This window comes from Rhizobium sp. BK112, from assembly GCF_014193215.1.
GTDB lineage: Bacteria > Pseudomonadota > Alphaproteobacteria > Rhizobiales > Rhizobiaceae > Rhizobium > Rhizobium anhuiense.
Genome location: NZ_JACHYZ010000005.1, coordinates 385021 through 399378, shown reverse-complemented (window position 1 = coordinate 399378; position 14358 = coordinate 385021). Strand labels below are relative to the sequence as shown.

The following is a 14358-nucleotide window of genomic DNA, read 5'->3' as shown; positions in this document are numbered from 1 at the left end:
CGCAAAATCTCCAAAACACTCACAAACCGTGCATAATATCTTCTTGGAGCATAAAGAATGCAAGAACTTTGCGCGCGTTTTGGGCCACACTTTGCACCAGTCAAGGTTCAATCCTCAGGAGGAGAAAATGGGCCCTTTTCCACATGATGCGCCGCCTTCGGAAATCACCGCCGACAACCCGGCAGGTACCGACGGCTTCGAATTCGTCGAATTCGCCCATCCCGAGCCCGAGAAGCTCAGCGAGCTCTTCACACGCATGGGCTACGTGGCGGTCGCCAGGCACAAGACCAAGGACATCACCGTCTGGCGCCAGGGTGACATCAACTATGTCCTGAACGCCGAACCCGGCAGCCATGCCGCCCGTTTCGTCGCAAATCACGGTCCCTGCGCTCCGTCGATGGCATGGCGCGTCGTCGACGCCAGGCACGCTTTCGGTCATGCGGTGTCGAAGGGCGCCGTTCCCTATGAAGGGGACGACAAGATGCTCGACGTCCCGGCGATCGTCGGCATTGGCGGCTCGCTGCTCTATTTCGTCGAGACCTATGGCGCAAAGGGATCGGTTTACGATGCCGAGTTCGATTGGCTTGGCGAGCGCAACCCGCATCCCCAGGGGATCGGCTTCTATTACCTCGACCATCTCACCCACAACGTCTTCCGCGGCAACATGGACAAGTGGTGGGATTTTTACCGCAACCTGTTCAATTTCAAGCAGATTCACTTCTTCGATATCGATGGCCGCATCACCGGTCTGGTCAGCCGCGCCATCACCTCACCCTGCGGCAAGATCCGCATTCCGCTGAATGAATCGAAGGACGATACGAGCCAGATCGAGGAATATCTGAAAAAGTACCGGGGTGAGGGCATCCAGCACATCGCCGTTGGAACGGAGGACATTTACGACGCCACCGACAGGCTGGCCGACAACGGCCTGCGCTTCATGCCGGGTCCGCCGGAGACCTATTACGACATGTCCTATGAACGGGTGAACGGCCATAGCGAACCGATCGAGCGCATGAAGAAACACGGCATCCTCATCGATGGCGAAGGTGTGGTGAATGGCGGCATGACGAAAATCCTGCTGCAGATATTCTCCAAGACCGTCATCGGCCCGATCTTCTTCGAATTCATCCAGCGTAAGGGCGACGAGGGCTTCGGCGAGGGCAACTTCCGTGCGCTGTTCGAGTCGATCGAGGCCGATCAGATCAAGCGTGGTGTCATCGGCACGGCAGCAGAGTAAACTCACTAGCGCCGCGGGTTTTTTCGGACGCGCGGCGCTGCGGCGTTTTCGGGGAGGAATTGAGCAATGGACCAGACATCGATCCAGGCATCGGACGGTGAAGCCGCGACGGCAAACAAACTGAAATACATGCCGGGCTTCGGCAACGACTTCGAAACCGAGTCACTGCCCGGCGCCTTGCCACAGGGCCAGAACAGCCCGCATAAATGCAATTACGGCCTTTATGCCGAGCAACTGTCCGGCTCGCCGTTCACGGCGCCGCGCGGCACCAACGAAAGGTCCTGGCTTTATCGCATCCGCCCGAGCGTACGCCACACCCGCCGCTTCTCCAACGCTTCCTATCCGCTCTGGAAAACCGCACCCTGCCTGGAGGAGCATTCGCTTCCTCTCGGTCAGCTTCGTTGGGATCCCATCCCTGCGCCCACGGAGAAGCTGACCTTTCTCGAAGGGGTGCGGACCATCACGACGGCAGGCGATGCCACCACCCAGGTGGGCATGTCAGCCCATGCCTACCTCTTCAATGAGGACATGGTCGACGATTACTTCTTCAACGCCGATGGTGAACTGCTGATCGTGCCGCAGCTCGGCGCCATCAGGGTGTTCACCGAAATGGGCATCATGGATGTCGAGCCGCTGGAAATATGTCTCATCCCACGCGGCATGATGTTCAAGATTTTGAGGGGCGGTGAACAGACGGTCTGGCGTGGCTATATCTGCGAGAACTACGGCGCGAAATTCACGCTGCCGGATCGCGGCCCGATCGGCGCCAACTGCCTGGCAAACCCGCGTGACTTCAAGACACCCATCGCCGCTTTCGAAGACAAGGAAACGCCTTGCCGCGTGCATGTGAAGTGGTGCGGAAAATTCTATATCACGGAGATCGGCCACTCGCCGCTCGATGTGGTCGCCTGGCACGGCAATTACGCGCCTTACAAATATGACCTGCGGACGTTTTCTCCGGTCGGCGCCATCAGCTTCGACCATCCCGATCCGTCGATCTTTTCCGTGCTGACCGCGCCCACCGAAGATGCCGGCACCGCCAATGTCGATTTCGTGATCTTTCCGCCGCGCTGGCTGGTCGCCGAGCATACGTTCCGTCCGCCCTGGTACCACCGCAACATCATGAGCGAATTCATGGGCCTGATCCACGGCCAGTACGACGCCAAGGAGGAGGGCTTCGTGCCGGGCGGCATGAGCCTGCACAACATGATGCTTCCCCACGGGCCGGATGCGATCGCCTTCGAAAAGGCATCCAATACCGAGCTCAAGCCGGTGAAGCTCGATCACACCATGGCCTTCATGTTCGAGACCCGGTACCCGCAGCAGCTGACGAAATATGCGGCCGAGCTCGAAACGCTGCAGGATAATTACCTCGAATGCTGGGACGGCCTGGAACGCAAGTTCGACGGAACCCCCGGATTCAAGTGAAGTATCAAGTGAAGCATCAAGTGAAGACATCCTCCGGCATTGGAATTCGGACATGAAACTTGCGACCTTGAAGGACTCCACACGGGACGGCCGGCTCGTCGTCGTTTCCCGCGACCTGACCCGCTGTTCCGAGGTCGGCCACATCGCCCGCACATTGCAGGCAGCACTCGACGACTGGGCGCATATGGCACCGAGACTTGCATTGATCGCCGAAGGCATCGAGACTGGAGCCCAGCCGACGATCCGCTTTCACGAACATGACGCCACGTCACCTCTACCGCGGGCCTACCAATGGGCAGATGGTTCCGCTTACGTCAACCATGTCGAACTGGTGCGCAAGGCGCGCGGTGCCGAGATGCCGGCGAGCTTCTGGACCGATCCGCTGATCTATCAAGGCGGGTCGGACACTTTCCTCGCCCCGCGCGACCCGATCGTGATGGCCGACGAGGTTTACGGGATCGACATGGAGGGCGAGGTCGCCGTCATCACCGGCGACGTCGCCATGGGTTCCAGCCCGGAAGCGGCGCGCGGCGCGATCCGGCTGGTGATGCTCGTCAACGACGTGTCGCTGCGCGGTCTGATCCCCGACGAACTGGCGAAGGGATTTGGTTTCTTCCAATCGAAACCGGCCTCGGCATTTTCGCCGGTCGCGGTGACGCCGGACGAGCTTGGAGAGGCCTGGGATGGCGGCAAGCTGCATCTTCCGCTGCTCGTCAGTTTGAACGGCAAGGCCTTCGGCAAGGCGAATGCCGGCATCGACATGACATTCGATTTCGGCCAGCTGATCGCCCATGCCGCCAAAACCCGCCATCTCGCGGCCGGCACGATCATCGGCTCTGGAACGGTCTCCAACAAGCTGGACGGCGGCCCCGGCAAGCCGGTGGAGGAGGGAGGAAACGGCTACTCCTGCATCGCTGAACTCCGGATGATCGAGGCCATCGAGACCGGATCGCCGAAGACCCCGTTCATGAAGTTCGGCGATCAGGTCCGCATCGAGATGAAGGATCATGCCGGCCATTCGATCTTCGGGGCGATCGAGCAGACGGTCGAAAAATACCGGGGAGCCGGGCCGCAATGAACGAGGTCGTTCTCTACGACTACTGGCGATCATCGGCGAGTTATCGCGTCCGCATCGCGCTCAATCTCCTGGGCGTCGACTATCGGACCGTGCCCATCAACCTGTTGGAGGGCGTGCACAGGACGCCGGACTATCTCGCGCTCAACCCGCAAGGCTTGGTGCCGACACTGGTGATCAACGGGAAAACACTGACGCAGTCGCTGGCCATCATCGAATATCTCGCCGAGACCAGGCCGGAATGCGGATTGCTGCCACCTGACATTGCCGATCGCCTGAAAGTCCGCGCTCTTGCATATGCGGTCGCCGTGGACATCCATCCGATCTGCAACATGCATGTCGTGTCGCATCTCATGACGCTAACGGAGAAGGCTGACACCCGCGAGGAATGGATGAAACATTTCATCACCGACGGACTGCGCCGAGTGGAAGCCATGATCGGCGACGGTGATGGCGCGTTCAGCTTTGGAGACGCGCCAACGATGGCGGACCTCTGTCTTGTTCCCCAGGTCTACAATGCTCGCCGCTGGGGAGTAGATATGACCGCTTTCAGGCGCATCGCCGATATCGACGCCAAATGCGCCGACATACCCGCTTTCCAGGCGGCGCATCCTGATCGCGTGAAACCATAACGGCAGGCCGAACAGCGACGAAATCCGAAGACGCGCTGCCTTTTTCCTGCTGCTCCCACATCAATTGCCGGCACCGCGTCGGATCGCCTGGGCTGGGATTTCACGATCGCGGCGAGCAACCGGCATTTACCGTGTCTCATCACTTCTGATTGTGCCGCTTGCCAGAAGATCGCCCCTTGTGCATTGATCGGGTTGCTGGGGTAGTATGAAATGTTCCCGTCAAAGCTGTTGATCTTCAAACTCGTAATGGACACGGGTTTGATCGCATTGAACGCTGACGGGATTTGATGATCACCCCCGGCAATACATACGTGAGCAAGATATGCTGCGAGTGACGACGGGAGAAATACACGTGCTCGAAGGCTGGAGAAGAATACGGAAATCCGTGTCGTTCATATCGATGCTGCTGGCTTTCGCCGCCCTGGCGCAAGAGACGCATGCGGCAATTTCCTATGAACGTCTCGACGGCGCGCCGGGCAAGCGCGGCCTTGCGATAAAGGGCGCGTTCGAAATCTCCGACGATCCGAAGGCGCTTGTCGACGAGTACAAGCAGTTCCAGCCGGCCTATATTACCTTTGACTCGCCCGGTGGAAACGTGATCGTCGCGATCGAGTTCGGCCGCACCATCCGCGCGTTGAATGCGCGAACGATCCAGCTCAGAGCCGTGGAATGCGCATCGGCTTGCGCCTTCGCCTTCGTCGGTGGCGTTCAAAGATTTGCCGAGCCGGGGTCCATCGGCGTGCATCGGGTTTCCCTATCCGACGATGCCGCCATGGACAGCAAATTGGCAGTCTCGTCGGTTCAATCGCTGACCGGCGAGATCATCGGATATCTGACCGACATGGGGGTGAGCCCCAATCTGCTGCAGCTCAGCCTGTCGATCGACAGCACCGACATAAGGTATCTGACCTCCGCGGAAATGCGAGACTGGAATATCGTCACGCCCGAAGATATGCCCTCGCCATCGTCAAGCGCGCCGCCACCGCCGGACGCCGCGCCGCAGGTGAGCGCAGCACCCGCCGTCATGCCATCAGACCCAAGCGCTTCCGAGGAGGTCGCCGCATCCGAACCCGGCGACCTGACCACGGAGGCGGTTGATTTCGTCAACCGTTACAATGACGAATGGTCGAAAGACAGCGCTTCGGCGCTTGAATTCATGAAGAGCGTCTATGCCGATCAGGTTTCCTTCTTCGGGACCGTGGTCGATAAAGACGTCGTCTTGAAAGACAAGGCAGCCTTCGCCCAACGCTGGCCGGAGCGCATATACAGCGTCAAACCCGGCTCCGTGACCGCCAGCTGCGCTGGAAAATGCGAACTGTCGGGAATTGTCGAGTGGTTTGCTCGAAACCGGGATACGGGTAGGACAACCTCCGGGATGGCGGAATTCTCTTTCGTGTGGAACACCGCCTCCCTGCAGATCGAGTCCGAGACCGGAAAGGTGATCGCCACGGACAAAGGAGCCAAAGCGCCGGATCGGTTGATCCAGCAGTGGATAGGACTGGACGACATCTGCCGCGGCAGCACCGATCGCTACGGCATCGAGACGGAGCGGGCCTGCAAACGGCGCGAGCAGATCAGTCCGCTGCTCAATCGCGTCGACTGGTGCTATGGCCATGAGGATGAAGCCGGAATGGATATGCAATGGCACAAATGCGATGCCAACTCCCGTAGGTATTGAGATTAAGTATGCCGGACCGGAAGCGAACGACCGCAAAGTTCGGCAGTTGCTCTGAAGGATAGGCGAGCGCGCCCACAAAGCGAAGGCAGCCATTTAGCAGTCATCAAGCGCCTTGATCCTCAAGACCAAGTCTCGCCAAACGCATAGATGGTTTGGACATCGGCGCGATCCGGCAGCGACGGCCATCATTGGTGACGTATTCGTACGTAACCCGGACCTCATCATTGCCGCGCAGCGCCGTGCCCGCGAGTTTGAGCGGCTGCGACATCGCGCCGAAATAGCCGTGGATCGACGCTTCGTTGAAGGGCCTTGGCCGCGCTTCTCCGGAATGACCAGCGCCGAGGCGGTTTCACCGTCGGCTGCGGCGAGCGCGGAGTAGAAGGCGAGAAGACCGCGGCGTCTATCTCGAGCTTCAAACTGGTGGCGATCGTCTCGGCCAAATAAATAGCCGCCGGCAGCTGACTGTCGGCGGCTTTTGACTATCGATCAGTTTGTGTCGGACGCCTTTCAACGGGGCGCGCTAGACAACAAGCGCCCACTCAGCTGCACCCACTCGTAGCACCGCACGTGTCGCACTTCTCACAAGTCCCGTTCCGCACCATCGTGAAGTTCTGGCACTCCGAGCACATGTTGCCGGTATAGCCCTGCATGATCGAGCGTTGGCGGCGTTCGGCCTCCCGCTTCTTGGCTTCGGATTTCGCCGTGGCCGCGTCGGCCGCCGCCTTGTCGGAGAAGAGGGCGGTTGCGTCGCTGGTGATGTCGTCGATCACCTCTTCGGCAATCTCTTCCGCCAGTTCCTTGGCGCGCTCCTCATAGTCGCGCTTGAAGGCGACGATTTCGGAGGTGGAGATGGCGACCGTCGGCTCCAGCTTGCGGGCGGCACTGCCGGCAAAGGCAGTCACGGTACCGGTGGAAGCGGCGCGGGCAGGGGCGGCAGTCGCCGCACCCTTGGGCTCGGCCGCTGCCTGACGTTCGCCGCCGGTGCCGGAGACCAGCGTCGGTTTGTAGCCGCGGGTCCAGCCGGTGGAGAGCAGGTTGGTCTTGCCCTCCTGGATGCCCTTGCCGAGCGCGGTGTTGGAGAAGTCGGACGTATCGACATGCGCAAGGTCGTGGCGGCCGAGATAGGAGACGGCAAGTTCGCGGAAGACGTAGTCGAGGATTGACGTGGCGTTCTTGATCGCGTCATTGCCGATGACCATGCCGGCTGGCTCGAACTTGGTGAAGGTGAAGGCCTCGACATATTCCTCGAGCGGCACGCCATATTGCAGGCCGAGCGAGATGGCGATGGCGAAATTGTTCATCATCGCGCGGAAGGCAGCGCCTTCCTTGTGCATGTCGATGAAGATCTCGCCGAGGCGGCCGTCGCCGAACTCGCCGGTGCGGAGATAGACCTTGTGTCCGCCGACGGCGGCCTTCTGGGTGTAGCCCTGGCGGCGATTCGGCAGCTTCTCGCGTTCGCGCGAAACGCGTTCGATCACCCGCTCGATGATCTTCTCGGTGATGGTGACGGCCTGGGCGGCGACCGGCGCCTGCAGCAGTTCCTCCAGCGCATCCTCGTCATCCTCGTCTTCGATCAGCGAGGCATTGAGCGGCTGCGACAGCTTCGAGCCGTCGCGATAAAGCGCGTTGGCCTTGAGGCCGAGCTTCCAGGAGAGCAGGTAGGCGTTCTTGCAATCCTCGACGGTCGCCTCGTTCGGCATGTTGATCGTCTTGGAAATCGCACCCGAGATGAAGGGCTGGGCCGCCGCCATCATGCGGATGTGGCTTTCCACAGAGAGGTAGCGCTTGCCGATCTTGCCGCAGGGATTGGCGCAATCGAAGACCGGCAGATGCTCATTCTTGAGGAAGGGCGCGCCTTCCAGCGTCATCGCACCGCAGACATGGATGTTGGCGGCTTCGATGTCCTTCTTCGAGAAGCCGATATGGTCGAGCAGGCTGAAGCTCATGTCGGCCAGCTGTTCGTCGGAAACCTTCAGCGTGTCCTTCAGGAAGTCGGCGCCGAGCGTCCACTGGTTGAAGACGAACTTGATGTCGAAGGCGCTCTTCAGCGCGGCGTTGACGGCTTCCACCTTCTCGTCGGTGAAGCCCTTGGTCTTCAGCGTCGAGGGGTTGATCGCCGGCGCCTGGTTCAGGTTGCCGTGGCCGACGGCATAGGCCTCGATCTCGGCAATCTGGCTCTCGGAATAGCCAAGCGTGCGCAGCGCTTCGGGCACGGCGCGGTTGATGATCTTGAAGTAGCCGCCGCCGGCGAGCTTCTTGAACTTGACGAGGGCGAAGTCGGGCTCGATGCCGGTGGTGTCGCAATCCATGACGAGACCGATCGTGCCGGTGGGCGCGATGACCGAGACCTGGGCGTTGCGATAGCCATGCTGTTCGCCGAGCTCGAGCGCCTTGTCCCAAGCCGATTTGGCGTGGGCGACGAGATCCTGGTCCGGGTTTTCCGAATGGATCAGCGCGACCGGGTTGATCGACAGGGCCTCATAGCCTGACGTCTCGCCATGGGCGGCGCGGCGATGGTTGCGGATGACCCGCAGCATGCTCTCGCGGTTTGGCGCGAAGTTCGGGAAGGGCCCGAGTTCGGCAGCCATTTCAGCCGACGTCGCATAGCAGACGCCGGTCATGATCGCAGTCAGCGAACCGGCAATGGCGCGGGCCTCGGTGGAGTCGTAGGGAATGCCCGACGACATCAGCAGGCCGCCGATATTGGCGTAGCCGAGACCGAGCGTGCGGTATTCGTAGGAGAGTTCGGCAATGCGCTTCGACGGGAACTGCGCCATCATCACCGAGACTTCGAGCACAACGGTCCACAGGCGAACGGCATGTTCGTAATCGGCAATGTTGATGCGCTTGGTGGCCTTGTCCTTGAACTGCAGCAGGTTCAGCGAGGCAAGGTTGCAGGCCGTGTCGTCGAGGAACATATATTCCGAGCACGGGTTCGAGCCGCGGATCGGGCCGCCGGCCGGCGAAGTGTGCCAGTCGTTCATCGTCGTGTTGAAGTGGATGCCCGGATCGGCCGAGGCCCAGGCAGCGTAGGAAATCGTTTCCCAGAGATCGCGCGCCTTAAGCGTCTTCATCACCCTGCCGTCCTTGCGGGCGGTCAGGTTCCATTCGCCATCATTCTCGACGGCGCGCAGGAAGTCGTCCTTGATCGAGACGGAGTTGTTGGAGTTCTGGCCCGAGACCGTGAGGTAGGCTTCCGAATCCCAATCCGTGTCGTAGGTCTTGAACTGGAGATCCTTATAGCCCTGGCGGGCGAACTGGATGACGCGCTGGACGTAGTTCTCGGGAACCTGGTCCTTCTTGGCAGCGCGGATTTCGCGCTTCAGGGCAGGGTTCTTGGCCGGGTCGAAGCAATCGCCGTTGTCGCCGCCTTCACAATTGAAGCAGGCCTTCATGATCGCCTTCAGATGCTTGGCGACGACCTTCGAGCCGGTGACGAGGGCCGCCACCTTCTGCTCTTCCTTGACCTTCCAGTTGATGTATTCCTCGATGTCGGGATGGTCGATATCGACGACCACCATCTTGGCGGCGCGGCGCGTCGTGCCGCCCGATTTGATGGCGCCGGCGGCGCGGTCGCCGATCTTCAGGAAGCTCATCAGACCGGAGGAGCGGCCGCCGCCGGAAAGCTTTTCGCCTTCGCCACGCAGCATCGAGAAGTTGGAGCCGGTGCCGGAGCCGTATTTGAACAGGCGCGCTTCACGCACCCAGAGGTCCATGATGCCGCCTTCGTTGACGAGATCGTCCTCGACCGACTGGATGAAGCAGGCATGCGGCTGCGGATGTTCGTAGGCCGACTTGGACTTGGTCAGCTTGCCGGTGAAGGGATCGACATAGAAATGGCCCTGGCCGGGGCCGTCGATGCCATAGGCCCAGTGCAGGCCGGTGTTGAACCACTGCGGCGAGTTCGGGGCGACGCGCTGGGTGGCGAGCATATAGGCAAGCTCGTCCTTGAAGGCCGCGGCGTCTTCCTCGGAGGAGAAATAGCCGCCCTTCCAGCCCCAATAGGTCCAGGTGCCGGCAAGACGGTCGAAAACCTGGCGCGCATCGATTTCGGAGCCGGTCTGCTCATCCTTCGGCAGGGTCTTCAGCGCAGCATCGTCGGGAACGGAGCGCCACAGGAAGGAGGGAACGTCGTTTTCCTCGACCTTCTTCAGGCGGGTGGGGACGCCAGCCTTGCGGAAATACTTCTGCGCCAGAACGTCGGTCGCGACCTGGGAGAACTGCGCGGGAACGTCGATATTCTCGAGGCGGAACACGATCGAACCGTCGGGGTTCTTGATCTCGCTCGTCGCCTTGCGGAATTCGATATCCGCATAGGCGCCTTGGCCGGCCTTCGTGAAACGACGTTCGATGCGCATGGTCTTGACCTCGTGTTGGCGCCCGATCCCCAGCGACCGGGGCGCAAAATTCCTATCCGGCGGCACTTTGTCGTCGTGCAGCCAGCCTCGTTTCCGTATCGTGACAGGGGTGTCATCCGGAGATGTCCTTCCTGTATCTTGTGGTGATGGTGGCTGCAAACGCTAAATATAGTATTAACAGCTTATTATCGCCAGTCCCGACGTCACTTTTTTTGGAGGCTGAAAACCGCGCAGAGAACCTGTCGGGCCTGAACCGCTCCCGGCGCATCACCCTGATTCTGCGTCCTGATTTTCAAAAGGGAACCGGGCTCGTTACCTCCGGTCCTGTCGCCGCCGCAACATCAAAAACAGTAAAGTTTGAAACAGCTGATTCCGTCAAGGGCTGGCTTTTAATTGATTGCTAACCACAACATGTTGTGGATGCGCCTGTGGAGATTGGGGAAAGCCGGGGAGCGCTGAAATTACAATGGCTTGCAGGCGTTGCCGGCTAAGGAAAAGGCCGGAACGATAAAAAAGCGCCCTGCGGCAAATCTTATGATGGAATTTCCGGCGCAAATGCGCATGGCGATTCGGCGAGAAAACGAGCGGTCTTAAAGCGCGTCGATGGCGATGGTAACGGTGGCCACGCCGATCGGCCTGTTCTCTTCGTCCATGACCACGAAGCTCGCCTGCGTCTCGAGTATCTGAGTGGATTCGTTGCGCTCGGCCCGGTCGATGAAGACCTCTCGCGAGCCGTTGGCGAAGGTTCTGAGATATTTCTCTTCGTCGCCCTGCCAGTAGTCGGCGGTAATGATGCTCTGCCCGACATTCAGTCCATGACTATCGGTGACGAAAAATTCGACGATCGCTCCCTGCGAGGCGTCCTGCCTGGCTTTCAGGTAATGCGACACGGATCTGTCGAGCAGCAGCTTGACCATATGCAGGTGATGCTGATCGACCTCAGATCGGTAAGTGTCATCGAGCACCCGCATATCCATTTCGCTGACGTTGCCGAACTCCGCGTTCTGCTCGGCAATGGCCTTCAGCACCAATGGCGTTTCCACCATTGGCCGGATCTGCTTCTCGACATAGTCGCGCACAAGGGGGATATAGGCAGGCTCGGCGCGGACAGGCGTGAGGGAAAACAGACATGCCGCCAGCCCGACGGTCACAACCGCTGCTCTACGCCCCCACCGCGCCATCTTGTTTCCCTATATCACATCGTTTGCTGCACGCTTTAAGCGCAATTTGATGCGATTCGCAGCTGTCGAGTTTATGCGAACACGATAAAATAGATGTGCTGCTCCCGATAGCGGATTCAGGAAACCCCGCAGACAAAAACTGGAACAATTTCAAGTGGTAAATACGAAGGCCGCGCGCTGTGATCGGTGGCGATCAGCCTGCGCCTTTGGCGATCGGCTCCTGATAGGTGAAGCCCATGTCCCAGGGGAAGTAGATCCAGGTGTCCTGGCTCACCTCGGTGACGAAGGTGTCGACCGTCGGCACGCCCTTCGGCTTGGCATAGACGCAAGCAAAATGCGCCCTCGGCAGCATGGCGCGCACCTGGGCGGCGGTCTTGCCGGTATCCGTCAGGTCGTCGACAACGAGCACGCCTTCGCCGCCATTTTCCTGAAGTTCGGGCGCGATCCCCTTGAGCAGCACCATGTCGCCCTGGTTGACATAATCATGATAGGAGGCGACGCAGACGGTCTCGATCAGCCGGATGTTCAGCTCGCGTGAGATGATCGCCGCCGGAACGAGGCCGCCGCGGGTGATGCAGACGATCGCCTTGAACGCCTGATTGAGGCCGGCTAGCCGCCAGGCAAGGGCGCGTGCATCGCGGTGGAACTGATCCCAGGAAACGGGAAAGGCTTTATCGGGAAGGGACATTCGGGCTGCTCCGCGGCATGAAAAACGATACGCCGTTTGCCGGCGACCGGATGGGCTTAGAACGGCGATCGGCAAAACGAGAAATCGCGTAGCCGAAACTGCGCGAAATCGCGAGCTGCAGCTGCGCGAGATCGCGAGCGGCACTGCGCGAGTTGTGGCCGAGGCTCGAAGCTCTCATCGGTCGCTGCAATTAGCGGGATTTGCCGGCAAAACGCAAGAGCAGCAATGATTGCGGCAAGAGGATCATCGCGACAACAGGGTCAGCGCCGTCATCGATTGCAGCAAGCTCTTCGTCGTGCCGCCGAAGATCATCTGCCAGAGCCAGGAATGCGTATAGGCGCCCATGACGAGAAGATCGATGCTGCTGTCCGAAAGCCGGTTCTCGATGACATGCGACGCGTTCTTGTCCACACTTTGGGCCGTCGAAAGCGTCGTCTTCACGCCATGACGGGCGAGTGTGGCGGCAATCTCGGCGCCGGCGGTGAGCGGCGATTGCAGCGCCGTGTCGGCCGGATCGACCGAAAAGATCTCCACCTCCTCGGCGGCTTTGAGGATCGGCAACGCGTCGAAGGTCGCGCGCGCCACCTCCTTCGAGCCGTTCCAGGCGATCAGCACGCGTTTGATCGGCTTCGGCTGGCGGATGATATAGGGGATCATCAGCACCGGCCGGCCGGTTTCGAAAAGGAAGCTGTCGACGTCGACTTGGCTGTCGGAAGGTTTGGCCGGATCGGCCTGCGAGGCGATCAGAAGGTCGGCGCTGCGTGCACTTTCGATCAGCGGCGCGGAGCCGTAGCCGGTTGAGGTCGCAAAGCTGCGCCACTCGTAGGAGGCGCCTGTCGCAGCCGCTTTTGCCCGGAAGATGCGCTCAACCGCGAGCGTTTCGCTATGCGCCATGTCCTGCAGCGCCTGCACGGCGACGGGATCGGGGATTTCCATCGGCGCCACCAGCGGCACGGCGGAGATGATTTCGGCATGCAGGCCGATCACATGGGCACCGCTTTCAGCGGCGATGGCAAAGGCGAAATCGGCAACCGCAGCACTATTATCGGATGTATCGAGTATGGCGAGAATGGTTTTGTAAGACATATCAATTCTCCTTGCGCTGAAATGGCGTGCGCGAGGGAAGGAATGCACCGGCCCCTTCTGCTGTTCCTTGACAGGGATCAAGGATGACCCCCGTTCCGGCGTTTCCTTCAAGCCTCGGCAGAATGGTTTTCTGTGATGTCCTTCCTCCGGCGGATGGCTTCGATCATCGCCTGCACCTCGGCGCCGGCCGCATCGATCACTGCCTGCGAGCGGCCGCGCACGACGATCTCGGTCGAGAATTTCTGGCCGATATAGCGCGGGTAGGAGCCGATGCTGGTTTCCGGATGCGCTTTCTGGATCGCGGTCAAGGGCGTGCCGATTTCACCTTCGCCGTAAGGGCAGGCGATGGCGAGCGACAGCACCGGCGTGCCGGTCCGAAGCGCCGGCAGCACATTGTCGACCATTGCCTGGAAGACCTGAGGGACGCCGGCCATGACATGGACATTGCCGATGATGAAGCCAGGCGCCGTCGAGACGGGATTGGCGATATGCACGGCCCCGCGCGGCATGCGCGCCATGCGCTGGCGGGCTTCGGTGAATTCCATCTCGCGGCGCCGATACATTTCGGCCAGCAGCGTCATTGCCGTTTCGTCGTATTCGCAGGGCAGGCCGAAAGCCTTGGAGATGGCGTCGGCGGTGATGTCGTCATGCGTCGGCCCGATGCCGCCTGAAGTGAAGACGTAGTCATATTTGCCGCGAAGCGCGTTCAGCGCCTCGACGATCGCCTCCTCGTCGTCGGCGACGATGCGCACCTCCTTGAGGTCGATGCCGGAAAGCGTGAGCAGATCGGCGAGATGGCCAATATTTTTGTCCTTGGTGCGGCCGGAAAGAAGTTCGTCGCCGATGGCGAGCATGGCGGCGGTGACGACGATGTCTTGGCTCATGGGATGTTCCGTAATGTGAATGGTGAATAGGTAGCGCCGTTCGATCTCTTTGCAAACAGCCGGAGCATTATGCCGCAAGTGCAAGCGGTTATCGGACGGCAGCATCTGCGT

12 protein-coding genes are annotated in these 14358 nt (G+C 60.3%); 7 read left to right on the top strand and 5 right to left on the bottom strand.

Going from position 1 to position 14358, the window contains the following annotated elements:
* The first annotated feature begins 127 nt into the window (after positions 1 to 127).
* The 6 genes from hppD (at position 128) to FHT75_RS17405 (ending at position 6429) form a co-directional block, all read left to right on the top strand.
* Positions 128 to 1237: a 4-hydroxyphenylpyruvate dioxygenase gene (gene hppD / locus FHT75_RS17430; RefSeq protein ID WP_063475402.1), complete on the top strand. Its 1110-nt coding sequence runs from the start codon at positions 128 to 130 to the stop codon at positions 1235 to 1237.
* A gap of 66 nt (positions 1238 to 1303) precedes the next feature.
* Positions 1304 to 2665, top strand: a complete 1362-nt coding sequence (hmgA, locus tag FHT75_RS17425) for a homogentisate 1,2-dioxygenase (RefSeq protein WP_063475403.1) — start codon at positions 1304 to 1306, stop codon at positions 2663 to 2665.
* A 52-nt stretch (positions 2666 to 2717) separates the two neighbouring features.
* Positions 2718 to 3743: a fumarylacetoacetate hydrolase family protein gene (locus tag FHT75_RS17420; RefSeq protein ID WP_183845018.1), complete on the top strand. Its 1026-nt coding sequence runs from the start codon at positions 2718 to 2720 to the stop codon at positions 3741 to 3743.
* Positions 3740 to 4372 (top strand): maleylacetoacetate isomerase, encoded by a 633-nt coding sequence (gene maiA / locus FHT75_RS17415; RefSeq protein ID WP_183845019.1) that lies wholly within the window; start codon positions 3740 to 3742, stop codon positions 4370 to 4372. The genes FHT75_RS17420 and maiA overlap by 4 nt, the downstream gene beginning before the upstream one ends.
* 352 nt (positions 4373 to 4724) lie before the next feature.
* Positions 4725 to 6050, top strand: coding sequence for a hypothetical protein (locus tag FHT75_RS17410; protein WP_063475406.1), 1326 nt, complete (start codon positions 4725 to 4727; stop codon positions 6048 to 6050).
* 112 nt (positions 6051 to 6162) lie between these two features.
* Positions 6163 to 6429 (top strand): hypothetical protein, encoded by a 267-nt coding sequence (locus tag FHT75_RS17405; RefSeq protein ID WP_176707378.1) that lies wholly within the window; start codon positions 6163 to 6165, stop codon positions 6427 to 6429.
* Between the two features lie 160 nt (positions 6430 to 6589).
* Here the strand turns inward: FHT75_RS17405 and FHT75_RS17400 are convergent, their stop codons facing one another.
* The gene (locus tag FHT75_RS17400) at positions 6590 to 10408 is read right to left on the bottom strand and encodes a vitamin B12-dependent ribonucleotide reductase (protein ID WP_183845020.1); all 3819 of its coding nucleotides are present in this window, start codon (positions 10406 to 10408) and stop codon (positions 6590 to 6592) included.
* A gap of 122 nt (positions 10409 to 10530) precedes the next feature.
* Here FHT75_RS17400 and FHT75_RS17395 point away from each other — a divergent pair, with 122 nt between their 5' ends.
* A complete protein-coding gene (locus FHT75_RS17395) occupies positions 10531 to 10812 on the top strand; it encodes a hypothetical protein (RefSeq protein ID WP_029867964.1) in 282 nt (93 codons plus the stop codon).
* A gap of 186 nt (positions 10813 to 10998) precedes the next feature.
* Here FHT75_RS17395 and FHT75_RS17390 read toward each other — a convergent pair whose 3' ends face one another.
* From FHT75_RS17390 to FHT75_RS17375, 4 genes are all read right to left on the bottom strand, one after another.
* Positions 10999 to 11589, bottom strand: a complete 591-nt coding sequence (locus FHT75_RS17390; RefSeq protein WP_029867965.1) for a hypothetical protein — start codon at positions 11587 to 11589, stop codon at positions 10999 to 11001.
* A gap of 193 nt (positions 11590 to 11782) precedes the next feature.
* A complete protein-coding gene (gene gpt, locus FHT75_RS17385) occupies positions 11783 to 12277 on the bottom strand; it encodes a xanthine phosphoribosyltransferase (protein ID WP_029867966.1) in 495 nt (164 codons plus the stop codon).
* Positions 12278 to 12520: 243 nt separating this feature from the next.
* Positions 12521 to 13363, bottom strand: coding sequence for a universal stress protein (locus FHT75_RS17380; protein ID WP_029867968.1), 843 nt, complete (start codon positions 13361 to 13363; stop codon positions 12521 to 12523).
* Positions 13364 to 13470: 107 nt separating this feature from the next.
* Entirely contained in the window at positions 13471 to 14247 is a 777-nt protein-coding gene (locus FHT75_RS17375; protein WP_029867969.1) for a competence/damage-inducible protein A, read from the bottom strand.
* Between the last annotated feature and the right edge of the window lie 111 nt (positions 14248 to 14358).